Here is a 22,478-nt window from a genome sequence, read left to right on the forward strand (position 1 = left end):
GCGATGTGGCTGAGCACGGCCAGACCCGCAAAGATGTGATTGAACGGTAAGACCAGCAGGATGATCGGCAGGACAAAGGCCAGCCCCAGCGCGATGATCCGCAATTGCTGTGCGTGCTTGCGCCCGACCACATGGATGAATTCGCGCATCAGGTAATTGGTGCCGGTGTGTGGCGGTTCAAAGGCGCGGACCTTGCCGATATGGCCCAGCCCCGTGGCGCTGGCCATATCCGTGCCGGAGCGTGCCAGCCGCGTGTCACCAGAAACCCATGCATAGATTTGCAGGATGCCGACAATGGCCAGTAGGGGCAGTGCGATGGCGACTTGCCCCGCCAGCAAAGCCCCACCGCCCAGCGACAGTGACATGAACAGCGCGGGCGTGGTCCAGTGTTTCCAGCGTGGCACGGTTTTCAACTGTGCATAGATCATCGAGGTTGTGAAAACCGTCGCCAGCGCCCCCACCGCGCCGATCCAGCCCAAAACCACAATCTGTGTTTGCGCAAAAACCAGCCCGGCGCCGTAAACCGCCATGGTGATCAGGGTCACAACGGCGGCAACCGCTTCGCGGCTGAGCCAGCTGGTTTTCCATTGGCTGAACGCCTTGTGCGCGCGTTCGGGATGCCCAAGGTGAAACGTCGAGGCCAGCAAGCCACCGACAGCTGCGATATAAGCGATGGCAAACCAGATAAAGGCCGACAGCCCCGTTGGCACGATCGCGCCCATGCCAAGCCAGAACAGCAGGCCAAAACCTAGGCCCGAGAAGGTCGTAAAGATGATGACAGAAGGTGCCGGATGCATCAGATCAGTCCTTGGTGTTCGTGTGTTGCAGGATGCATTATTTTGTGCCTCCGGGCAGGGCCGAAAGGGTTTTGTCCAGCCAGGCCGCAAAACCTTTGCCATCCTGTGCGATGGGTTCAAGGTAGGGCGCAAGAATGTCGTATTCGGGCTCCACATCCTTGGGCCGGGGCGGCAGGTATTTATTGACCGGCTTGGTGCCTTGTTCCGGCATCAGGTCAAACCCGCCGCGGTCTGCCACCAGTTTGGACACAGCGCTGTTTTCATCCCCCAGATCACCGAAATGCCGCGCACCGGCAGGGCAGGTGCGCACGCAAGCGGGCTGGCGGTCTTCTTCGGGCAGGTTTTCGTTATAGATGCGGTCCACGCACAGCGTGCATTTCTTCATCACGCCTGCGGCTGCGTCCAGTTCGCGCGCGCCATAGGGGCAGGCCCATGCGCAAAGCCCGCAACCGATGCAGTCGCTTTCGTTGACCAGCACGATCCCGTCCTCGACCCGTTTATAGCTGGCGCCAGTGGGGCAGACGGTAACGCAGGGCGCGTCTTCGCAATGCAGGCAGGATTTGGGGAAGTGGATCAGCTGGGCGGCACCCTGTTCCGGCTGCACCTCATAGCTGTGGACGCGGTTCAGGAATGTGCCTGACGGGTCAGCACCATAGGGGTTTTGATCCGACAGCGGCACGCCATAGTTTTCGGTGTTCCAGCCTTTGCAGGACACCACGCAGGCGTGGCAGCCGACACAGGTATCAAGGTCGATGACCAGCCCCAGTTTCTTGGCGGAAGGTGGTGGTAATTGGGTCATGCAAGTGCCTTTTCAATCGTCATTGGTGCGCGTTGGCTGATTGACTGTTCCGCGTCCGCATCCCATGTCGCGATAAACCAGATGAAACTGCCGAATGTGAGAAAAACAAAACCCGCAATCAGCATAAGAACCTGTTGGTTGGTCATTTGCCCACCTTCCATGTCATGCTGTCGGGGCCTTTGGCCACGGGCGATTTGATCGCAGGCATCACGGGCTGCGCCTCGTTCGGGGTGGCGGATTTTTCGATTTTCACGCGCAGGTCGAACCACGCGGCTTGCCCTGTTACGGGATCCGAATTGGCCCAGCGCAGCCCGTCGCCCCTGGGCGGCAGCAATTCGTGGATCAGGTGGTTCAGCAGGAATCCCTTGGTTGCCTCTGGCGCCTTTTCATCCAGTGCCCACGCGCCCTTGCGTTTGCCGATGGCGTTCCATGTCCAGACGGTGCTTTCGTTCAGTGACGCCTGATGCGCGACCGGCACGGTGATCGACCCATGTGCGGATGTCACGCGCGCCCAGTCACCATCCTTAAAGCCGTTCGCCGCCCATATCTTTGTAGGCAAATAGAGCGGGTTATGCCCGTGGATCTGCCGCAGCCATGCATTTTGCGTGCCCCATGAATGATACATTGCCATGGGCCGCTGTGTCAGGGCGTGGATCGGGTATTCCTCTGGGTCTACGTGCCCGTCTTCGAATGGCGGATACCAGATGGGAAGCGGATCCATCGTTTTTTTGATCTGCCCGCGCAGGTGGTCGGGGGGCTGGCGCGTGCCGATGCCTTCAGCGGCGGCCTGAAACTTGCGTAACGGTTCGACATAAAGCTGGAAGATATAGGGCTGTTCTACATCGTAGAACCCCATTTTGACCGCCCAAGCCTGATATTCGTTGCTGAATGGTTTGTAATAGGCTGCGTTTTCCGGCACGTGTTCGATCCAGAAACCGCCGTTGTCGATATAGTTTTGCAATTGGTCGGGGTTCACATCGCCACGGCCCTTGCCTGACCCGTCGGCGTTGCGGAAACCCGCCAGTGGGCCAACGCCGGGACGGCGGATGTGGTTGGTGATGTAATCGGCATAGTCGCGATATTTCTGGCTGCCATCCGCGTTCACGAAACCGGGCAGGCCCAGCCGCGCGCCCAGTTCGCACAGCACCGACTGAAACCCGCGCACGTCGCGGTCGGGTTCCACCACCGGCCAGCGGATCGCGTCGGCCACGCCGTCCGCCTCGCAGATCGGACGGTCAAGCAGCGAAATACAATCGTGCCGTTCCAGATAGGTCGTGTCGGGCAGGATCAGATCGGCATAGGCGACCATTTCGGATGAATAGGCATCGGAATAGATGATGCGGGGGATGACATAATCGCCGTTTTCATCGGTATCGGTCAGCATCTTGTGGACGCCGCCCACGTTCATCGACGAATTCCACGACATGTTCGCCATATACATGAACAGCGTGTCGATCTTGTAAGGCACGCCCGCGTGGGCATTGGAAATCACCATATGCATCAGCCCGTGCGCCGACATGGGGTTTTCCCAGCTAAAGGCCTTGTCGATCCGGGTGGGGTTGCCGTCGGGATCCAGCAACAAATCCTCTGGCCCGTGGGGATAGCCCAGATGCGGGCCATCAAGCGCCGCCCCCGGTGTGACCTTGCCATGCGGTTTGGGGTGGGCAGTGGCCGGTTTTGGGTAGGGCGGTTTGAACCGCATGCCGCCCGGGGTTTCGACAGCGCCAAGGATGATTTGCAGCGTGTGCAGCGCGCGGCACGTCTGGAACCCGTTGGAATGCGCCGAAATCCCGCGCATGGCGTGGAAAGACACGGGGCGACCGACCATTTTATCATGTCTGATACCGCGGAAATCGGTCCATGCGCGGTCCAGTTCAATGGCTTCGTCAAAGGCCACACGCGCCAGATCGGCGGCGATGGCGCGAATGCGTTTCGCGGGGATACCACAGCGTTCGGCGACCGCCTCGGGGGCGTATGTATCGGAAAGGTAACGATCTGCCATCAGGTGAAACACGGGCCGGTGCGTGATGCCCTTGACCATATGGGTGGCCGCCAGATCGGGTTCGACACCTTGGCCGTTCCATGGCGCCAGTTTGCCGGTGCGCCGGTCAATGACTTGCGGCTGGCCGTCTGCATCGCGCAGGAACAGCCCGAATTGATCAGAGCTTGCATCTTGGTTCACCAGCACGGCGGCATTGGTGAACCGCGCCAGATAGTCCAGATCGACCTTTCCTGCCTTCATCAGGCAATGCACCATCGCAAGGATGAACAGCCCGTCGGTGCCCGGTGTGATCCCCACCCAATCGTCTGCCACGGCGTTATAGCCGGTGCGGATCGGGTTTACCCCGATCATCCGCGCGCCGCGTGCCTTGATCTTGCCGATGCCGATCTTGATGGGGTTGCTGTCGTGGTCTTCGGCCACGCCAAACAGCATGAACAGTTTGGTATGGTCCCAGTCGGGCTGGCCGAATTCCCAGAATGCCCCGCCCATGGTGTAGATGCCCGCAGCGGCCATGTTGACCGAACAGAACCCGCCGTGTGCTGCATAGTTCGGCGTGCCAAACCCCTGCGCCCAAAAGCTGGTAAAGGATTGTGACTGGTCACGCCCAGTGAAAAACGCCAGCTTTTCAGGGTGCTTTTCGCGAATCGGTTTCAACCAGTCTGTCGCCAGCGTCAGCGCCTCTTCCCAGCTGATTTCTTTAAATTCTCCCGACCCGCGCGGGCCGACGCGCCGCAATGGCGCGCGCAGCCGCGACGGCGCGTTGTGCTGCATGATGCCCGCCGACCCTTTGGCGCACAGTACACCCTGATTGACCGGGTGATCCTTGTTGCCTTCGATATAGGCAACTTTTCCGCCCTTCATATGCACATTGATCCCGCAGCGGCAGGCGCACATGTAACAGGTCGTTTTGCGGACCTCGTCGGACACAAAAGGCGATGTGTCGAGTTGTGGCTGATCAAGAGACATATGGCGACCTTTCAAGACTTTTCTTGCGGATATGGGCACGGACAGGGTGCATTTACTGGCCCGCCGCGATCAGAGCCAGCGCATCGCGGGCGATTTGTTTTTCTTCGGTGGTGGGAACGACATGTACGGGAATTTCACCAAGAAAGGCCAGATGCCCCATGATGGCATCGCGTATCGGCGCGGCATTTTCACCGATGCCGCCAGTAAAGGCGACGGCATCAACCCCGCCCATGGCAACAATCGCAGACCCAGCATGCCGTGCCGCCCAATAGCAGAAATGCGCGATTGCGAATTGTGCCTCGGGATCGTCGCGCGCCAGCAGGTTCTGCATGTCGCTGTCACCTGCCAGCGCCTTGAGTCCGCTTTCGTTGTTCAGCATCTCGTCGGTTTCAGCGACCCCCAGTTCGCGGGCGATGTGCAGCACGGCGGCCCCGTCGATATCGCCAGCACGGGTGCCCATCGTCAGCCCCGACAGCGGCGAATACCCCATCGACGTGGCGATGGATTTGCCATGGTGAATGGCGCAAAGGCTGGCGCCGTTGCCCAGATGCAGCGCCAGCAGGCGGGCCGGCAGTGCATCACCAAAGGACGCGACCAGACTGGCGTAAGATATGCCGTGAAACCCATAGCGCCGGATGCCTGCGTCATGTTCTGCCTGTGGAATCGCATAGCGCACGGCAATGGCCGGGTTGGTGGCGTGAAAGGCGGTGCCGATGCTGCAATATTGCGGCAGCGCGGGCGCGGCGGCCAGTAGCGCGGTGATGCCCACAAGGTTATTGGGGTTGTGCAGCGGGGCCAAGGGCACCACGCTTTCAATCGCGGCAATGACCTGTGGTGTGACGCGGGCAGGCTTGGTCAGAATGGCGCCGCCATGCACGATCCTGTGGGCGGCGGCGGTAAAGGATGACAAAGGATACCCCGCATCTGCCAGCGCGGCGAACATCTGCGCAAGGGCATCTGCGTGATCCAATGCCGTGATCTGGCGGCAGGTGTCGCCCAGTTTCATTTCGCCATCGCTGCCGATTCGTGTCACTGCGCCACGGATCACCGACGACAGGTTACGGTCGAACACCGCGACCTTGATCGACGACGAACCGGCGTTCAAAACAAGGATCATGGGCAACCCACCTTCATTTCGGCAGCCCGCAACTGATGGCAGCCAACGCCGCCGATGCAATGCGCGCCGCAGGCGGGTCCGCGCGCGATGTCAGCAGGATCGGCACCTTGCCGCCGGTCACAATCCCGGCCGCACAGCCGCCCTTGAGGTAAACAAACGCCTTGAACAGGGCGTTGCCCGATACGATGTCCGGCACGATGATTGCATCGGCATGGCCTGCCACGGGATCATCTGTCAGGTTCTTGGTGGCCGCGGCATTCGGCGACATGATCAGATCAAAGGCCAGCGGCCCCGATACATGCACATCTGTCAGTTCAGCCTGCGCCCAAGCTGCCAGCGCGGCCCCTTCCATGGAACTTGGCACAGCGGGCAGCGCGCTTTCTGTGGCGGAAAGAATGGCGATTTTGGGGTGGTCGTTGCCCAGTTGGTTCAACAGTGTCTTGACCGAAACGATGGCGGCCTTCCGTGTCGCGATATCGGGGGACACATTCACCGCCGCATCGGAAATCAGAATGGGGCGGCCACCGTCGGGATGCGTGATATGAAAAATATGCACAAAGCGTTGGCCGGTGCGCAGACCCGCAGCGCGGCTGACGGCGGCGCGCATGAAAACGTCAGTGTGCAAATGGCCCTTCATCAGCACATCTGCCGCGCCCGCGCCACAAAGCGCGGCGGCGGTTTGGCCGGCCTCTTGTTCGCCGCTGGTTTGGTGGATGGGATAGGCGGCGATGTCCCAGCCCAGATTTGCGGCCTCGGCCTGGATCTGGTCGGCCTCGCCCACGAAAATCGGTTGCATGATCCCTGCCTGCGTCGCCTCTTGTGCGGCTTGCATCGGCAGTGCCGCACCCGCGCGGGCAATCGCAACGCGTGGCGGGGCAAAGCGCTGGGCGCGCGCCAGCAGGTCCTGTGGAATTTCGGCGTGACGGGTAGACAGAAAAGGTGATGTCATATCAAAACCCTACAAATGTGCGCAACAGCCCGATGATGGACAGTGTCAGAAGCAGCATCACAGCAAATTGCCGGAATGTCGAAGGGGAGGCAGACAAAAACTGTCGCCCGCCCAACATGACCCCGACCCAGAGAATCGGAAAGGCCAACAGCAACCCGATGAACGTGTCGCCGGTCACCAAACCGCCGCGCCACAGGATTGGAAAGCTCATGATGTCGATGCCGGTCAGAAACACGATCATCGTGGCGCGGAACACGTTTGTTGGAATGGGTTGTGCCGCCATGGATACTGCAACCGGCAACCCGCCAACGCCCGCGCCATTGGCCAGCCCTGCCACCACGCCAACCGCAAGATTGCCGCGTGTTGCGATGCGCTGTTTCAGCGTCCAGCCTGACAACAGCACCAGCGCCATGATCCCCACCATGGCCGAAATCGCCAGACGCGCATTGTCTACCCCGATCGACATCATCACCGTCAACGACACCGGCAACGCCACCGCCGCCCCTGCCAGTAAGGCCAGCGCGCGCGGCCAGTCCACATGGGCGCGGATGCCGCGGGCCTGAAACGCTGTCATCATGATTTCGCATGCAAAGATCACCGGTATCAGTGGCAACGGGTTCGTCAGCAAGGCCGCAAAGGCGATGAAAATTGCAGAAAACCCGAAACCCGAATAGCCCCGCACAAAGGCGGCCCCCAGCAACGCGATTGCAAGGGCCGCCGCTGTGCCGGCGCCAAGATCGAATGGCAAACCTATTCTGCCGCCATGTCAGAGGCCGAAACACCGGCCACGCGCACGGGTTTCTTCATCGCGTCGCGGCGGAAGGGTTCGCCCAGTTCCTGATTCAGGATCACTTCGATCAGGGTGGTCTTGTTGTTTTCCATCTGGTCCTTGATCGCCTGATTCAGCAGCGCGGTCAGTTCTTCCATCGTGCGCGCCTGCACGCCGATCAGCCCACAGGCATTGGCGATGCCCGCATAGGATACTTTCATATCCAGTTCTGTGCCGACAAAGTTGTCATCGAACCATAGGGTCGAATTCCGCTTTTCCGCGCCCCACTGGTAGTTGCGAAACACGATCTGGGTGATCGCAGGCCATTCTTCGCGGCCAATCGCCGTCAGTTCATTCACCGCGATGCCGAATGCGCCGTCACCGGCAAAGCCGATCACCGGCACGTCAGGCTGGCCGATCTTGGCACCGACGATGGATGGCAGGCCGTAACCGCAGGGGCCGAACAGGCCGGGGGCCAGATATTTGCGCCCCGTCGGAAAAGACGGATAGGCGTTCCCGATGGCGCAATTGTTGCCGATGTCAGAGGAAATGATCGCGTTTTCGGGCATGGCCGCCTGGATCGCGCGCCATGCCTGCCGGGGTGACAGCCAGTCGGGGCGGGCCGCACGCGCGCGTTCGTTCCATGTGGTGCCGGGATCATCCTGTTCGTGATCCAGCGAAGACAGTTCCTGCGCCCATGCCGATTTTGTTTGTGCAATCAGCGCCTTGCGGTCATCGCGGCCGGTATCGCCTGCTGTGTCGGCCAGTTGTGCGGTGATCCCTTTGGCCACCTTGGCCGCGTCACCGACAATGCCGACGGTCACTTTCTTGGTCAGGCCAATTCGGTCGGGGTTGATATCGACCTGAATCACCTTTGCATTGGTGGGCCAATAGTCGATGCCATAGCCCGGCAAGGTTGAAAACGGGTTCAGACGGGTGCCAAGCGCCAGCACGACATCGGCCTTGCTGATCAGCTCCATCCCGGCCTTGGACCCGTTGTAACCCAGCGGTCCGGCAAACAGCGGGTGGCTGCCTGGAAAGGCATCGTTGTGCTGGTAGCCCACGCAAACCGGCGCATCCAGCCGTTCGGCCAGTGCTTTTGATGCAGCAATTCCGCCTTCGGCCAGAACAACGCCAGCACCGTTCAGGATGACGGGGAATTTTGCCTCTGACAGCAGTTCAGCAGCCTTGGCGATGGATGCCTCGCCGCCGGGGCTGACCTCGAATTCGATGGGCTCGGGGATTTCGATGTCGATGACCTGCGTCCAGAAATCGCGGGGAACGTTGATCTGGGCGGGGCCTGACAGGCGTTTTGCCTTGGCGATGACACGGGTCAGCACCTCGGCCATGCGGGACGGGTCGCGGACCTCTTCCTGATAGGCAACCATGTCTTCGAACAGTTTCATCTGTTCGACTTCCTGAAAACCACCCTGGCCAATGGTCTTGTTGGCGGCCTGCGGTGTGACCAGAAGTAACGGCGTATGGTTCCAATAGGCGGTTTTGACAGCAGTCACAAAGTTGGTGATGCCGGGGCCGTTCTGGGCGATCATCATCGCCATTTCGCCGGTGGCGCGGGTGTAACCATCGGCCATCATGCCGGCGCTGCCTTCGTGGGCGCAGTCCCAGAAGGTGATACCAGCAGTTGGAAAGATGTCGGAAATCGGCATCATGGCAGACCCGATGATCCCGAATGCATGTTTGATTCCATGCACTTGGAGCGTTTTGACAAAAGCTTCTTCGGTGGTCATTTTCATGATTGGGGTCCCCTGTTGGATCAATTCGCTGCACGGCCAAAGGCCCTGTCCTCACGCTGTGACCCTAGATTTTGTAAGGGCTTTCGGTTAGGGCCAGTTGCCCCTCTGCATTAGCGCCAGATTGCTGTGGTAATTGGTCAACCCTGCGGCGATCAGCGCAACGCCGGGGCCAATCCGTTCTGGCGGCAGCGATGAATAGGCAAGGCGAAAATATTCGGTTGGCGGCGTTGGCCCTGAAAAGAACGGCACCCCGGGTTCGATCAGCACGCCGTCCTTGCGCAACTGGCCGGCCAGCACGGTTGTGTCGATCCCGTCAGGGGCGCGCAACCAAACCGATGACCCGCCATATGTCCCTTGTCCAGCAAGGGTTAGCCGGTGTTTGGCCAAAGCTGCCAGCATGATCTGGCGCCGTTCGTGATAGGCCTTACTTGTCCGGCGGACCAGCGCATCATAATGGCCCATCGACAGGTAATAACTTGCCGTTCGCTGGATATGCCCGGGCGGGTGCCGCAGCACCGTGGCGCGCAGCGCGCGGGCTTCGCGGATGAAGGGTGCAGGGCCGACAAGATACCCCAGCCGCAGCCCCGGAAACAATGATTTGGAAAATGATCCCACATAGACGACCCGCCCGTTCCGATCCAGAGACTTGAGCGATGGTGTGGGCGACTTCAGGAAAGACATCTCGAATTCGTAATCATCTTCGACGATGACAAAATCCTTTTCCTGGGCTTTGGCCAGCAGGGCCTTGCGGCGGCTCATGGGCATCGTCGTCGTTGTGGGGCATTGATGGCTGGGTGTGCAAAAAACCACATCAGTATCATCGGGCAACTGGTCGGGCGGCAGGCCGTCGGCATCTACGGCAACAGCAGTGAAATGGCAGCGCGATTGCGTCAGGATGGTGCGCAGGGCGGGATAGCAGGGGTCTTCGATCGTCGCGTGGCGGCGGCTGTTCAGCAGGACTTGCGCAGACAGCCAAAGCGCATTTTGCGCACCCATGGTGACAAGGATTTCATCTGCGCTGGCCAAAATACCCCTGCGCGGCAGGGCTTGGCGGGCGATGAAATCAACCAGCATCGGGTCATCCCCGTCGAAATAATCCGACGTCAGCGCGGTAAAATCCCGCATACCCAAGGCTTGCAAGGCGCAAAGCCGCCAATTGGCACTGTCAAACAATGTTTTGTCGGCCTGCCCATAGATAAAAGGATAGCGATAGCTTGCCCAGTCGGCGGGTTTGTCAAGACTGAGGCCGGGGGTGAAACGCTGTGCGATGGCGCGGGTCCAGTCCACCGTGCCATGGTCAGACCGTCTTGCCGGAAAGGCAGGGGGTTCGGGCGCGTTTTCGGATACGAAATACCCTGACCGCCCCCGCGCCGTCAGGTAATCATCGGCCACCAGTTCGGTATAGGCCAGCGTTACGGTGATCCGGCTGACGCTAAGGTGCTGCGCCATCTTCCGCGAGGATGGCAGCCGTTCACCGGGCCGGAACCGACCCGCCAGAATGCCTTGCGCCACCATTTGCTGGATACGCGATTGCAGCGTGCCTTCGCCTGCGGGATCAAGAAAGAAGGTTTCGACAGAAATTGACATAACTGGCCTGATATTTGGGCTGCACTGGCCTTATAAGAGCAGCTTTACACCCCGCGTTGCAAGCGGCTGATTGACCGGCCAGTGCCTAAAGCCAGCCGCGATACTTGAAAAACAGATAGGGCAGGATGGCCGACAGCAGCATGATGCCCAGTGCAAAGGGATACCCCAAAGGCCACTGCAATTCCGGCATATGCGCAAAGTTCATTCCATAGATGGATGCAATCAGCGTCGGTGGCAAAAATACGACCGCCGCAACCGAGAAGATCTTGATGATCGCGTTCTGTTCTATGTTGATCATGCCCAGCGTGGCATCCAGCAAAAAGGTGATCTTTTGCGATAGAAACCCAGCATGATCCTCTAGCGAACGGACGTCGCGCGACAGGGTCTTGATCCGTTCGGGCGTATCCTTGGCGCGTTTCCTTTGCTGTGTCACCTGCGTCAGAAACCCCGCCAGACGCTCCATCGTGACAAGGCTGTCACGGATATTCGAGGTCAGATCACCCTTGCGGCCTATCGCCTCGATCGTGTTCTGAAGGTCGGCGCTTTTCGCGGATTTGCCGCTGTTCTTGCGAAAGATACTGCGGGAAATGGCATCTATGTCGCGTCCGGCCCGTTCGAGGATGTCGGCAAGGCGGTCTACCACGGCTTCCAGCAAGGCAATCAGCACGCCTTCGGCGGTTTCGCAGCCCATCGCAATTTTTTGCGCGCGGATCGGAAAGGTGCGAAATGCGCGCGGTTCGTGGTAGCGCACGGTGATCAGATGCGTCGGGGTCAGCACGAATGTGACGGGATACATTTCGAAATCGTCACCGTCGGCATTGGCTGGCAAGATCGCCGTCATATAGGCCGACCCGTCTTCGGTAAAAAGCCGCGAAGAGATTTCGATCTCTTCCATCTCTTCCTTGGTGGGGATGTTGACGGCCAGTGTCCGTTCCAGTTCCGCTTCTTCTGCGGGGGTCGGGGTCATCAGGTCAACCCAGACGGCCTGCGCCACGGCGCCAGTGCCATCCTCAAACGGTTGCAATCGTCCGGCATTGGCCGCAAATGATCTTATCATGATCGTTCTTTCGGGTTTTGCGGTGTGCGCAGGCGCATCGCATCTGGGTTTTGATTAACCCGGATTTGGCCGATGATCCAACAGGAACGATGTGCAGCTTGGCCGACCGGACCAAACAGCCCGGTCCTTGTCTTTTATCCCAAAACGCGGGTGATCGCCTGATCCACAGCATCGGTGATCTGGTTCAGATCATCCTTGGTTGCGATCAGGGGCGGCGCGAACAGCAGTGTGTTGTTATAGCCGGGCAGCGACCGGTTCGTTGCGCCGATGATCACACCCTGCGCCATGCAGTCCGCCACGATCGCGGCCACCTGTTTTTCCGGCACCGGTTCCTTTGTCTCGCGGTCAAGCACCAGTTCGGCGCCGGCGAACAGGCCCATGCCGCGCACGTCGCCTATCCAGCGGTGTTTGTCCATCAGGTCGTGCAGATTGTCCTTCAGATGCACACCCATGTTGGTGGAATTGGCCAGCAGGTTTTCCTCTTCCAGAATGCGCATGTTTTCGATGGCGGCCGCCGGCCCGGCGGTGCAGCCGCCAAAGGTGGAAATATCGCGGAAATAGCTCAGGTGATCGGAGTCGTCCTTGAACATTTCGAACACGGCATTAGTGGTCACACAGCACGAAATCGCGGCATAGCCGGACGCCACGCCCTTGGCCATTGTCACGATGTCGGGCTGCACGCCGAATTGCTGATACCCAAACCATGTGCCGGTGCGGCCAAGACCGCAAACAACCTCGTCTATATGCAGCAAAATCTCGTATTTGCGGCAAAGCTCTTGAACGCGGTCCCAATACCCTTTGGGCGGCACGATGATGCCACCACCGGCGGTGATCGGTTCCAGACACAGCGACCCGATGGTGTCGGGGCCTTCGCGCAGGATCACATCCTCGATCGCCTGTGCGGCCTTGGCGGCATATTCTTCGCCCACGGTGCCATCTTGCGAGCGGTATTCAAGGCAATGCGGCACCTGCACGAAACCGGGCGTAAAGGGGCCGTATTGCGCGGCGCGTTCTTCCTGACCGCTGGCGGACAAGGCAGAAATGGTGGTGCCATGATAATCGCGTTCGCGGAACAGGATCTTGCTTTTCTTGCCGCCATGATGCTTGTGGCTGATCTGGCGGACCATTTTAAAGCCCTTCTCGTTCGCCTCTGACCCCGAGTTGGCGTAATAGACCCGGTCAAGCCCCGGCATCTTGTCGGTCAGCATTTCGGAAAACTGCGCACCGGGGATCGTGCCCGCCATGCCGCCAAAGAAACACATCTTGGTCAGCTGGTCAGCGACGGCTTTGCTGATCCGTTCGCGGCCATAGCCGACGTTCACCGTCCAGACACCGCCGGACACGCCGTCGATATGTTCCTTGCCCTTGATGTCCCAGACCCGCAGGCCGCGCCCTTCGACGATGATGCGCGGGTCAATGGTTTCATAAGGTTTGTGCTGCGACAGGTGATGCCACACATGGGCGCGGTCCGCCTCGACAACCTGATCGGGATCGTTGGTATAAGAATGCAGGTCCATGTCCGCTACTCCATCGTGCCAAGGAAAAGTGTCAGGGCGAATCCAGTTCGCAACCTGCCAAGTTATTCAACACAGTGCCTACAGGATATGCCCGTCGAATAGGGCCAGTGTTGTCGCATGAATAGTGCCAGTTTTTGAGAAAGGGCAAGGAATCAACGCTACTTTAAGGCTACTAAAGCATTAATAAATATCAAAAAAATATAAATTTTTGTGCCGGGTGCCGCAAAATTCAGCGGTTGGCGCTATAACCGTTATCATTGACGCAACGGCGGTAATTCATTTCGCTTTGAATCAGCTGTTCTTGCGGTGGCGGGTGCCCTGCAAGAAAGCAACGGTGAAACGTTCACCACCTGTATCGCGTTGCACTTGATTGAGGTATCATCCTGCCGGAAATCATGGTCAGCTGAAAAAATCGAAGCGGTGCAAACACCGTTCGCAATTTCGCCCCGAAAAGGGGCATAAAACGGGAGTTAATTGAATGCATATGAAAAAAACACTGCTGAGCGCCGTTGCTGGCGTTGCGCTGATGACCGGCGCGACCCAGACCTTTGCCGGTGGGCATGGTGAAATCACGGTGGCTTATTTCCTCGAATGGCCGATGCCGTTCCAATATGCCAAGGAAAACGGCACCTATGACGAAGAACTGGGCGTCACCGTCAACTGGGTCAGCTTTGACACCGGCACCGCGATGTCGGCGGCGATGGCCTCGGGCGATGTGCAGATCGCGGTCAGCCAGGGTGTGCCGCCTTTCGTGATCGCGGCAAGCGCGGGACAGGATTTGCAGGTGCTTGATGTTGCCGTCAGCTATGCCGAAAATGACAACTGCGTTGTGGCCAGCATCCTTGAGGTCGACAAGGATTCAGCAGATGAACTGGCCGGCAAAAAGGCCGCTGTGCCGCTTGGCACCGCCGCGCACTATGGTTTCCTCAAGCAGATGGAACACTTTGGCGTCGACATTGCCAGCATAGAAGTCGTTGACATGGCGCCGCCCGAAGGGGCCGCAGCATTGGCGCAAGGGTCTGTTGATATGATGTGCGGTTTCGGGGGGTCTCTGCGCACGGCGATGGAATATGGCAACGTCCTGCTGACCGGCGCTGAAAAAACGGAACTGGGCATTCTGGTGTTCGACGTAACATCGGCACCGGCGTCTTTTGTGGCCGAAAACCCTGATCTGGTGGCCAAGTTTCTGGCTGTCACAGCCAAAGCGAACGCCGGTTGGAACGATGGTTCGATGGTCGAAGAAATGATCCCCGTGATCGCGCAGGACAGCGGCATGGACGAACAGGCCGTGCGTGACTTCATGGCTACCTTCACCTTCCCCAGCATCGAAGAACAGCTGAGCCAAGGCTGGCTGGGCGGCAATGCGGCGACATTCATGCAGGGTGTGGCACAGGTCTTTGTTGACTCGGGGTCGATCCCGAGCGTGCTTGGCAGCTATGAAGGTGCCGTGAACACGGGGCCGTTGCAAGCAGCCGCCGATATGTAAGCCCCATGATGGGCTGGTGCGCGCGCGCACCGGCCCAATCATTTTCAGATCGGCGCGGCGTTGGCCTCGCCGCTGTGAAAATGATTGGGGGCAGAACATGTCAGGACTTCAAATAGACAAACTCTCCATGCGGTTCGATTTGCCCAACGGGTCATCGGTGCAGGCCTTGCAGGATGTGTCGCTTGACCTGAAAGCGGGGGAATTGCTGTCTGTGCTGGGGCCGTCGGGCTGTGGCAAGACGACGTTGCTGAATATCGTGGCGGGGTTTCTGGCCCCCACCGCAGGGCGCATCGTTCTGAACGGCAAACCCGTCTATGGCCCCGGCCCGGAACGCGGCATGGTATTCCAGCAAGGCGCGCTGTTCGAGTGGATGAGCGTGCGCGAGAATGTGGGCTTTGGCCCGTCGATGAAAGGCATGCCCAAGGCTGAAAAGGCCAGGATTGTCGATCATCTGCTGGATGTCGTCGGTTTGCAGGATTTCAAGGAAAAGGCGGTTTATGAATTGTCGGGCGGCATGCAGCAGCGCGTGGCACTGGCGCGTTGTCTGGCCAATGAACCCGATGTGATCCTGATGGATGAACCGCTGGGTGCGCTGGATGCGCTGACGCGCGAAAAGATGCAGGGACTGGTCCTGAAACTGTGGAAGGAAACCGGCAAGACGATCATCCTGATCACCCATTCCGTGGAAGAGGCGTTGTTGCTGGGCGAACGCCTGATCGTCATGGCCCCGCGCCCCGGTCGCATCCACAAGGAATATCGCCTGCCATTCGCAGAAATGGGCGTGGGGCAAGACCTGCGCGAGGTCAAGAAACACCCTGATTTTGGCACCACCCGCGAGGAGATATTAAGCATGATCTGGGACATGGAAGAGGAAATCATGGGCCGGACAGAGGACGCGTAATGGGACTGCTGGGCGATCTTTGGGGCGAACTTTGGGCGGTATTGATGACGCTGGTGTCAGCGGCCCCCTATATCATTGGTTATGTGCTGCTGATCCTGCTGACGATGGTGATCTGGAGCGGGATCAAGCGGCTGCTCACGCCGAAACATGACTATAGTTCATTGAAAACCGTAACGTTCGGGGATGAAAGCGCGGTCAGTTCGAACACGGTGGCATCGGTCGTTTCGGTCGTGCTGATCTTTCTGCTTTGGGCGGCGTTTACCGGATCAAAACTGCTGCCCGGCTTCCTGCACGCACCGGGGCCATTTATTGGTGAAGGTTCTTTTACATATACAATCACCACGCCGGACGGGCAGTCAGATGACGCGACCGTCAGCGTTGTCGTGCATCCCACAGGCCAGCCGGCCGATGCGCCAGAGGTTGAACCGGGTCCGGGGATTGCCAAAAACGATTCCACCGCCATTGCGGTATACCGCAGCCAGCTTTTGCGGGTGGACCAAAATGATGAAATGGGCCGTGATGATGATACCTTCATCACCGCCATCAACAGCCAGCCCATCGCACCGGGCCAAAGTGTAGCGATTGAATTCGGGCGCGTCGCCATGTCTGACAAGGGCACGCTGAACATCATTCCCGACACAGGCATGCAGATGGAACCGATCTGGCTGCCCGCCCCCGAGGCCGTCTGGACCCGGCTGGGCGAAATCGCGACGACGGGGTATCGCAATTCGACGCTGGCCGAACATCTGGGCTATTCGCTGTTTCGGGTGATCGTTGGCTTTGCGCTGGGCGCGCTGGTGGGGATCCCGCTGGGCTATGCTATGGGCCTGTCGAACTGGTTTCGCGGCTGGTTCGACCCGATTGTCGAATTCATGCGCCCCGTGCCGCCGCTGGCGCTGATCCCGCTGGTGATCATCTGGGCGGGGATCGGTGAAACCGGCAAGATCATTCTGTTGTTCCTTGCTGCGTTGTGGATCATGGCGATTGCCGCGCGGTCGGGCGTGTCGGGTGTGCGCATATCCAAGGTGCATGCGGCCTATAGCCTTGGGGCGTCGAAATGGCAGATCATGCGCCATGTGATCATGCCCAATTCCCTGCCCGAAATCTTCACCGGTGCGCGTGTCGCCATGGGTGTGTGCTGGGGCACCGTAGTGGCCGCCGAACTGGTCGCGGCGGAAAAAGGGGCCGGTATGATGATCATGGTTGCGTCGAAATTCCAAAGCACGGACATCGTGCTGATGGGGATCATTCTGATCGGGATCATCGGCTTTTCCATCGACATGCTGATGCGCTGGGCAGAACGGATTCTTGTGCCTTGGAAAGGCAAGGGCTGATTTGCGGAAAAACTGAAAACATAACTTGACCTTCCCATGACTGGAACCCTTATGTGAGGTGCCAAAGCATGGGAAGGTTTTGTTATGTCTACGGCAGAAATCAGGTTTGGTATCGATGGCATGTCCTGCGCGGGCTGCGTCAGCCGGGCTGAAAAGGCGATCAGATCGGTGTCGGGCGTGGAAAATGCGCAGGTCAATCTGGCCGATGCGTCGGCCCGAGTGCAGGTGGATAACGCCAAGGCGGCACAGGCGGTTGCCGGCGCACTAAAGGCGGCGGGATACCCTGCGTTGCCGCGCAAGCTGCGTTTGGCGATTGACGGGATGACCTGCGCCTCTTGTGTGGGCAGGGTCGAATCCGCGCTGCGGGACGTTCCGGGGGTGCTGTCTGCGACGGTGAACCTTGCCGAAGGCACAGCAACGGTCACGACGCTGACGGATGTGGATGTTTTGCAAAAGGCGACGTCTGCCGTCGGCTATGATGCCACGCCGATCGATGCCGAAGACCGGACCGACGACCGCCGCGCCGCAGAGGCGCAGACATATTTCAGGCATTTCCTGTTGGCCGCAGTGCTGACCCTGCCGGTCTTTGTTTTGGAAATGGGCGGGCATGTCTTCCCCGCTGCGCATCATTTCATTGCTAACACAATCGGCATGACCACCAGCTGGATGATCCAGTTCGTTCTGACCACTATCGTGCTGGCGGTGCCGGGCCGTGGATTTTTTACCAAGGGTGGCCCGGCGCTGTTGCGTATGGCGCCTGATATGAATTCACTTGTGCTGCTGGGCACAGGGGCCGCCTGGACGTTTTCGACCGTCGCACTGTTCGCACCGGCGCTGTTGCCCGAAGGCACCCGTGTTGTGTATTTCGAGGCGGCAGCGGTGATTGTGACGCTTATCCTGCTGGGTCGCTGGCTCGAGGCGCGAGCCAAGGGCCAGACGGGGGCGGCGATCAAGCGGCTGATCGGGCTGCGCCCCGCCACGGCGACCGTCTTGCGCGATGGGACGCAAGTGGAAACCCCGATATCCGAGGTCAAGCGCGGCGATATCCTGCTGGTGCGCCCGGGTGAACGCGTTGCTACCGACGGGGTGATCCGGGACGGCACATCGTTCGTTGATGAAAGCATGATCACCGGCGAACCCGTGCCGGTGGAAAAGACCAAGGGTGATACGCTGACCGGCGGCACGGTCAACGGCAATGGCGCGTTGCAGATGCGCGCCACGGCGGTGGGGGCCGACACCATGCTGGCGCGGATCATCGCCATGGTCGAAGACGCCCAAGGCGCACGCCTGCCGGTGCAGGAACTGGTGAACCGGATCACTGCGTGGTTCGTGCCTGCCGTTATGGTGATTGCCACGCTGACGGTGCTGGTCTGGCTGGTGTTCGGCCCATCGCCGGTGCTGTCTTATGCGCTGGTCGCTGGCGTGTCTGTGCTGATCATCGCCTGCCCCTGTGCGATGGGGCTGGCGACGCCCACATCCATCATGGTTGGCACCGGGCGTGCCGCCGATCTGGGGGTGCTGTTCCGGCAGGGGGATGCGTTGCAGGCGTTGCAGGGCGTTGATGTGGTGGCCTTTGACAAGACCGGCACACTGACGCGGGGCAGGCCGGTGCTGACCGATGTCATCGCGCTGGATGGCGGCCGCGATGCGCTGCTGCGCAATGTCGCCGCGGTCGAATCGTTGTCGGAACACCCGCTGGCGCATGCGATCGTGTCGGCTGCAGAACGACCCCTGCCGCAGGTATCCGGCTTTGCCGCTGTCACAGGGCACGGCCTGACGGGCGATGTGGATGGTCGCCGCGTGCTGGTGGGCGCGGCGCGTTTGCTGGAAAAGGAAGGGGTTGATCCCGCACCGCTGGTTGATCAGGCCGCGACCTTGGCGCAAGCGGGCAAGACCGCCATCATGGTCGCGATCGATGGCAAACCGGCCGGTGTTATCGCCGTGGCCGATCAGGCCCGCCCCACCGCCAAGGCGACGGTTGCCGCGCTGACGGCGCGTGGATTGCGGGTGGTGATGATTACCGGCGACGCCGCGCGCACAGGGGCGGCTATTGGTGCGGAACTGGGCGTGTCGGATGTAATTGCCGATGTTCTGCCCAAGGGCAAGGTCGATGCGATCCGGGCCTTGCAGGCGGATGGCTCCAGGGTCGCCTTTGTCGGTGACGGGATCAATGATGCGCCTGCGCTGGCGGCGGCTGATGTGGGGGTTGCGATTGGCACCGGCACCGATGTTGCGGTCGAAAGCGCCGATGTGGTGCTGATGTCGGGCGATCCTGTGGGTGTGCTGAACGGCATCACGGTCAGCCGCGCGACCATGCGGAATATCCGTGAAAATCTTGTTTGGGCTTTCGGGTATAACGTGTTGCTGGTGCCGGTGGCGGCGGGGGTGCTTTTCCCGGTCTGGGGTGTTCTGTTGTCACCTGCGCTGGCGGCAGGCGCGATGGCGTTGTCCAGTGTGCTGGTGGTTTCGAACGCGCTGCGCCTGCGTTGGGTGAAAGGAACATTATCATGAACATCGGGGAAGTTGCCGCGCAGACAGGGCTGCCCGCCAAGACGATCCGTTATTACGAAGATATCGGTCTGATTACGCCGAAACGCGAGGCGAACGGTTACCGCGTGTTTGCCCGGACAGACGCGCATAAACTGGCGTTTCTGGCGCGGGCGCGGGCGCTGGGTTTTTCGATCGAGGATTGCCGCAACCTGCTGGCCCTATGGGAGGATCGCAGCCGCGCCAGCGCTGATGTGCGTGCGATTGCCAATGAACATTTATCCGAGATCGAAGAAAAAATCACCGGACTGACAGCGATGCGTGATACACTGTCGGAACTGGTGCGCGACTGCGCCGGTGACAACCGCCCCGATTGTCCGATCCTGAAAGGATTAGAGGGTGCGTAGAACGCGCTGTGCTGTCTTTGCTTGTTGTTCCGGTAAAAGATGACGCGGTGTTTCAGGCTATCATGTTGGGCGACAAAGATCCTTGAAAGGATATTAAAATGGGTATCGAAAGTCTTTTGGTCATCTTGATTATCGGTGCGATTGCCGGCTGGCTGGCAGGGCAGATCATGAAGGGCTTTGGCTTTGGTCTTTTGGGAAACATCGTGCTGGGAATCGTGGGCGCCTTTGTGGCTGGCCTGATTTTTCCGGTGATCGGATTGGGATTTGGCGGCGGGATTCTGGCGTCTATCGTTCATGCCACTTTGGGCGCGGTGATTGTGCTGTTCCTGATCCGCCTTGCCAAACGGGCATGACGCTATTTGACGACTTCTGTTCGGTGCAGAAATATCTGTCGCGGCAATAATTTCTTAACTGTGATCGCGTCTTTTATCTTTCAGGGCCTCTGTTTTGGGCGGCCCTCGGATAAGGGAAGGTGTGGTCATGCGATCATTTTTGTTGGGCTGTCTATTTTTGTTGGGTGCTCTGACCAATGCCGTGTTGGCACAAACTGTGCCGGACCCTGTGGCCGTGGCAGAAGAAAACGGCATTTGCGCGCCCTTTGGGGTCGCCTCTGCATCGCTGGCTGCTGATGGCACGGTCCAAGCCGTGTGCAATACGGATGCAACCGCCTTTGTGCCATTGCTGGGTGCGCTTGGCCCGGCCTTGACCGCAGGGGCGGCGGTGGCGGTGGCTGCGGCGGTGTCAGGCGGTAATGCCACGCCGGACACACAATAATGCCGGTCAACAGGCCGGATAGCCCAAGGCGATCAACTTTGCGCCGCTGATCCGATGGATGCCTTTGATCTGGTAGCGTGCGTCGCGCAGGAACCAGTCGCGCAGCGGTGCCGCGTAATGCTGCGCCATTGTTTGTGACCAATGTTCGAATTGCGCACGATCCAATGCGGCCCCATGGCGGCTGGGGCCATGAAAACCAAAGATCGTATCAGGGCTGATGCACAGGTTTTCGACACCCAGATACAAGGTGCAGGACGAGTAACAAAACCGCCCGCGCAGTTCGACCCGGCGGTGCTGTGCATTCAGTTGCGCAACTTCGATCACGCGCGCCCCGATCAATCCTCCGCGGTCATTGGCAACCACAAAGGGCATGGTCTGCCCCTGGGCCAGTCCTGCCATCATCCAGAGGATCAAGCCAACAACGCCCCTGCGCAACCACGGCTGCGCGCCCCAGCATAATGGTGCCATATCTTTCCCCAGCATATCCCACCACACATCAGGTGTGATTCCACGCGGTGAAATGACGACAGCGCATTTAAGAATCGGTTGACCTTAAGATTTGCGCCGAAAACGTCTAAATTTGTCATTTCCCTGAAAAATGAGGCCCGTAGGCGAAAGTGTTAACAAAAATCTTCTTAATACACTGAAAATAAATGTTAATTATGCTTTTCACGCCTCCATCATTAATAGCTCATTAACCCTGATCTAACAGATTCAGTGATGCAAGCTGCGGCAAAACGCGCGCGGTTTTTCGCCATCACAAGGGTCCTGGCTATGTTTGACTTCCAGAATGACGTCGTTGAGTTGTCCAAAGCGGATCGTGCCCACCCTTCGCTTCCGCGGGTCCAAAAGCCTCGGCTGGCGCTTTCAAAGCGGCTGTTTGACGTGGCGGGGGCGATTATGCTTTTGCTGCCTTTGGGGGTTTCTGCGCTGCTTCTTTGCTTATTGAACCCGTTATTTAACCGTGGACCATTGTTTTTTGTGCAGGAACGGATGGGGTTTCGATGCGTTCCTTTTGCAGCCTTCAAATTCCGCACGATGACGGCGCCCAATGGTCATGCCCGTGGGGCGTTCGATGCGCTTGAAACAGACCGGATCACCGTCCTGGGCCGGATCATGCGCAAGATGCGTATTGATGAATTGCCGCAAATCATCAACGTGCTGCGCGGCCAGATGAGCCTGATTGGGCCAAGGCCGGATCATTTCGAGCATGCCTGCGTTTACCTGCGCACGGTGCCTGGCTATTGCGCGCGCCATGACGTTTTGCCGGGCATCAGCGGGTTTGCCCAGACAGAGGTTGGCTATGTCGATGGGCTGGACGGGGTGCATCGCAAAGTGGCGGCAGATCTTTATTACATCGCCCATGCGACACTGGCGTTTGATCTGTGGATCGCGTGGCGCACGCTGGTTGTGATCGCCACCCATCGGGGAAGTTAGGGGCCACCGAACGCTGGCCCAAGCGGTTGGAAAGGATAATTGGTGTATCCCTGCACTTTAACCAAAGTGAGGTGAACACAATGTCTGACCCGTTTGAATCCGATTACGTCAACCTGACGTCGCCCGCCGTGTCGCATTATGCGGTTGTGCCTTCGGACGTGACTGACTTGCCGGTGCGTCCGCGCGCACTTTTTGTCAGTATAGGTGGCACTGCGGCGTTACAGGACAAACACGGCACGATCATCAATTATGATCTGGCTGCAGGTGCAATCCTGAGTATCCGGCCCTTGCGGGTCATGGCAACTGGCACCACTGCCCAGCTTGTTGCGTGGTTCTAG

General features: G+C 59.2%; 21 protein-coding genes. 9 read left to right on the forward strand and 12 right to left on the reverse strand.

The features are described 5' to 3' along the window. The 11 genes from IBX59_RS02105 to IBX59_RS02155 form a co-directional block, all read right to left on the reverse strand. The coding region (locus tag IBX59_RS02105) for a DmsC/YnfH family molybdoenzyme membrane anchor subunit (protein ID WP_296371908.1) at positions 1–797 on the reverse strand (797 nt) is incomplete at its 3' end. Positions 798–834: 37 nt separating this feature from the next. Next, complete coding sequence (locus tag IBX59_RS02110; RefSeq protein ID WP_296371910.1) at positions 835–1,596, reverse strand: 4Fe-4S dicluster domain-containing protein; 762 nt, start codon at positions 1,594–1,596, stop codon at positions 835–837. Further along, positions 1,593–1,742, reverse strand: a complete 150-nt coding sequence (locus IBX59_RS02115) for a hypothetical protein (RefSeq protein WP_296371912.1) — start codon at positions 1,740–1,742, stop codon at positions 1,593–1,595. The genes IBX59_RS02110 and IBX59_RS02115 overlap by 4 nt, the downstream gene beginning before the upstream one ends. Continuing rightward, positions 1,739–4,564: a molybdopterin oxidoreductase family protein gene (locus IBX59_RS02120; protein ID WP_296371914.1), complete on the reverse strand. Its 2,826-nt coding sequence runs from the start codon at positions 4,562–4,564 to the stop codon at positions 1,739–1,741. Before IBX59_RS02120 ends, IBX59_RS02115 begins: the two co-directional genes overlap by 4 nt. Positions 4,565–4,616: 52 nt before the next feature. Beyond that, the gene (locus IBX59_RS02125; protein ID WP_296371916.1) at positions 4,617–5,681 is read right to left on the reverse strand and encodes an acetate kinase; all 1,065 of its coding nucleotides are present in this window, start codon (positions 5,679–5,681) and stop codon (positions 4,617–4,619) included. Positions 5,682–5,694: 13 nt separating this feature from the next. Further along, the gene (locus IBX59_RS02130) at positions 5,695–6,630 is read right to left on the reverse strand and encodes a phosphate acyltransferase (RefSeq protein ID WP_296371918.1); all 936 of its coding nucleotides are present in this window, start codon (positions 6,628–6,630) and stop codon (positions 5,695–5,697) included. A gap of 1 nt (position 6,631) precedes the next feature. After that, a complete protein-coding gene (locus IBX59_RS02135) occupies positions 6,632–7,384 on the reverse strand; it encodes a TSUP family transporter (RefSeq protein ID WP_296372133.1) in 753 nt (250 codons plus the stop codon). Then, the gene (gene xsc / locus IBX59_RS02140) at positions 7,381–9,153 is read right to left on the reverse strand and encodes a sulfoacetaldehyde acetyltransferase (RefSeq protein ID WP_296371919.1); all 1,773 of its coding nucleotides are present in this window, start codon (positions 9,151–9,153) and stop codon (positions 7,381–7,383) included. Before xsc ends, IBX59_RS02135 begins: the two co-directional genes overlap by 4 nt. Positions 9,154–9,240: 87 nt before the next feature. Beyond that, positions 9,241–10,740 (reverse strand): PLP-dependent aminotransferase family protein, encoded by a 1,500-nt coding sequence (locus tag IBX59_RS02145; protein WP_296371921.1) that lies wholly within the window; start codon positions 10,738–10,740, stop codon positions 9,241–9,243. Positions 10,741–10,825: 85 nt separating this feature from the next. Beyond that, positions 10,826–11,797 (reverse strand): magnesium/cobalt transporter CorA, encoded by a 972-nt coding sequence (gene corA, locus IBX59_RS02150; RefSeq protein WP_296371922.1) that lies wholly within the window; start codon positions 11,795–11,797, stop codon positions 10,826–10,828. Positions 11,798–11,931: 134 nt separating this feature from the next. Beyond that, a complete protein-coding gene (locus IBX59_RS02155) occupies positions 11,932–13,314 on the reverse strand; it encodes an aminotransferase class III-fold pyridoxal phosphate-dependent enzyme (protein WP_296371924.1) in 1,383 nt (460 codons plus the stop codon). Between the two features lie 484 nt (positions 13,315–13,798). Here IBX59_RS02155 and IBX59_RS02160 point away from each other — a divergent pair, with 484 nt between their 5' ends. The 7 genes from IBX59_RS02160 to IBX59_RS02190 all read left to right on the forward strand — a co-directional run bounded on the left by IBX59_RS02160 (position 13,799) and on the right by IBX59_RS02190 (position 20,703). Next, positions 13,799–14,800: an ABC transporter substrate-binding protein gene (locus IBX59_RS02160; protein ID WP_296371926.1), complete on the forward strand. Its 1,002-nt coding sequence runs from the start codon at positions 13,799–13,801 to the stop codon at positions 14,798–14,800. A gap of 97 nt (positions 14,801–14,897) precedes the next feature. After that, on the forward strand, positions 14,898–15,701 hold the full coding sequence (locus IBX59_RS02165) for a taurine ABC transporter ATP-binding protein (protein ID WP_296371929.1): 804 nt from the start codon (positions 14,898–14,900) through the stop codon (positions 15,699–15,701). After that, on the forward strand, positions 15,701–17,035 hold the full coding sequence (locus IBX59_RS02170; protein ID WP_296371931.1) for an ABC transporter permease subunit: 1,335 nt from the start codon (positions 15,701–15,703) through the stop codon (positions 17,033–17,035). Before IBX59_RS02165 ends, IBX59_RS02170 begins: the two co-directional genes overlap by 1 nt. Before the next feature lie 84 nt (positions 17,036–17,119). Further along, entirely contained in the window at positions 17,120–19,546 is a 2,427-nt protein-coding gene (locus IBX59_RS02175) for a heavy metal translocating P-type ATPase (RefSeq protein WP_296371933.1), read from the forward strand. Continuing rightward, positions 19,543–19,929 carry a Cu(I)-responsive transcriptional regulator gene (gene cueR / locus IBX59_RS02180; protein WP_296371935.1) on the forward strand — a complete coding sequence of 129 codons (387 nt, stop codon included), beginning with the start codon at positions 19,543–19,545 and terminating at the stop codon, positions 19,927–19,929. The genes IBX59_RS02175 and cueR overlap by 4 nt, the downstream gene beginning before the upstream one ends. A 98-nt stretch (positions 19,930–20,027) precedes the next feature. Continuing rightward, positions 20,028–20,282 carry a GlsB/YeaQ/YmgE family stress response membrane protein gene (locus IBX59_RS02185; RefSeq protein WP_296371937.1) on the forward strand — a complete coding sequence of 85 codons (255 nt, stop codon included), beginning with the start codon at positions 20,028–20,030 and terminating at the stop codon, positions 20,280–20,282. 127 nt (positions 20,283–20,409) lie between these two features. Next, complete coding sequence (locus IBX59_RS02190) at positions 20,410–20,703, forward strand: hypothetical protein (RefSeq protein WP_296371939.1); 294 nt, start codon at positions 20,410–20,412, stop codon at positions 20,701–20,703. A 6-nt stretch (positions 20,704–20,709) separates the two neighbouring features. Here the strand turns inward: IBX59_RS02190 and IBX59_RS02195 are convergent, their stop codons facing one another. Next, positions 20,710–21,171 (reverse strand): hypothetical protein, encoded by a 462-nt coding sequence (locus IBX59_RS02195; protein ID WP_296371941.1) that lies wholly within the window; start codon positions 21,169–21,171, stop codon positions 20,710–20,712. Between the two features lie 306 nt (positions 21,172–21,477). On the opposite strand from IBX59_RS02195, the gene IBX59_RS02200 reads away from it, so the two are divergent. Continuing rightward, positions 21,478–22,140 carry a sugar transferase gene (locus IBX59_RS02200; protein WP_296371943.1) on the forward strand — a complete coding sequence of 221 codons (663 nt, stop codon included), beginning with the start codon at positions 21,478–21,480 and terminating at the stop codon, positions 22,138–22,140. 80 nt (positions 22,141–22,220) lie between these two features. Beyond that, positions 22,221–22,478 (forward strand): hypothetical protein, encoded by a 258-nt coding sequence (locus IBX59_RS02205; protein WP_296371945.1) that lies wholly within the window; start codon positions 22,221–22,223, stop codon positions 22,476–22,478.

The organism is Yoonia sp. (genome assembly GCF_014859355.1).
GTDB lineage: Bacteria > Pseudomonadota > Alphaproteobacteria > Rhodobacterales > Rhodobacteraceae > Yoonia.

What these genes read in the sequence shown, in the direction of transcription:
- IBX59_RS02190 (WP_296371939.1), top strand. Translation starts at nt 20,410, where the DNA reads ATGCGATCATTTTTGTTGGGCTGTCTATTTTTGTTGGGTGCTCTGACC.
- IBX59_RS02185 (WP_296371937.1), top strand. Translation starts at nt 20,028, where the DNA reads ATGGGTATCGAAAGTCTTTTGGTCATCTTGATTATCGGTGCGATTGCC.
- IBX59_RS02155 (WP_296371924.1), bottom strand. Translation starts at nt 13,314, where the DNA reads ATGGACCTGCATTCTTATACCAACGATCCCGATCAGGTTGTCGAGGCG.
- cueR (WP_296371935.1), top strand. Translation starts at nt 19,543, where the DNA reads ATGAACATCGGGGAAGTTGCCGCGCAGACAGGGCTGCCCGCCAAGACG.
- IBX59_RS02115 (WP_296371912.1), bottom strand. Translation starts at nt 1,742, where the DNA reads ATGACCAACCAACAGGTTCTTATGCTGATTGCGGGTTTTGTTTTTCTC.
- IBX59_RS02145 (WP_296371921.1), bottom strand. Translation starts at nt 10,740, where the DNA reads ATGTCAATTTCTGTCGAAACCTTCTTTCTTGATCCCGCAGGCGAAGGC.
- IBX59_RS02175 (WP_296371933.1), top strand. Translation starts at nt 17,120, where the DNA reads ATGTCTACGGCAGAAATCAGGTTTGGTATCGATGGCATGTCCTGCGCG.
- xsc (WP_296371919.1), bottom strand. Translation starts at nt 9,153, where the DNA reads ATGAAAATGACCACCGAAGAAGCTTTTGTCAAAACGCTCCAAGTGCAT.
- IBX59_RS02110 (WP_296371910.1), bottom strand. Translation starts at nt 1,596, where the DNA reads ATGACCCAATTACCACCACCTTCCGCCAAGAAACTGGGGCTGGTCATC.
- IBX59_RS02130 (WP_296371918.1), bottom strand. Translation starts at nt 6,630, where the DNA reads ATGACATCACCTTTTCTGTCTACCCGTCACGCCGAAATTCCACAGGAC.
- IBX59_RS02125 (WP_296371916.1), bottom strand. Translation starts at nt 5,681, where the DNA reads ATGATCCTTGTTTTGAACGCCGGTTCGTCGTCGATCAAGGTCGCGGTG.
- IBX59_RS02195 (WP_296371941.1), bottom strand. Translation starts at nt 21,171, where the DNA reads ATGGCACCATTATGCTGGGGCGCGCAGCCGTGGTTGCGCAGGGGCGTT.
- IBX59_RS02165 (WP_296371929.1), top strand. Translation starts at nt 14,898, where the DNA reads ATGTCAGGACTTCAAATAGACAAACTCTCCATGCGGTTCGATTTGCCC.
- corA (WP_296371922.1), bottom strand. Translation starts at nt 11,797, where the DNA reads ATGATAAGATCATTTGCGGCCAATGCCGGACGATTGCAACCGTTTGAG.
- IBX59_RS02205 (WP_296371945.1), top strand. Translation starts at nt 22,221, where the DNA reads ATGTCTGACCCGTTTGAATCCGATTACGTCAACCTGACGTCGCCCGCC.
- IBX59_RS02170 (WP_296371931.1), top strand. Translation starts at nt 15,701, where the DNA reads ATGGGACTGCTGGGCGATCTTTGGGGCGAACTTTGGGCGGTATTGATG.
- IBX59_RS02160 (WP_296371926.1), top strand. Translation starts at nt 13,799, where the DNA reads ATGAAAAAAACACTGCTGAGCGCCGTTGCTGGCGTTGCGCTGATGACC.
- IBX59_RS02200 (WP_296371943.1), top strand. Translation starts at nt 21,478, where the DNA reads ATGTTTGACTTCCAGAATGACGTCGTTGAGTTGTCCAAAGCGGATCGT.
- IBX59_RS02120 (WP_296371914.1), bottom strand. Translation starts at nt 4,564, where the DNA reads ATGTCTCTTGATCAGCCACAACTCGACACATCGCCTTTTGTGTCCGAC.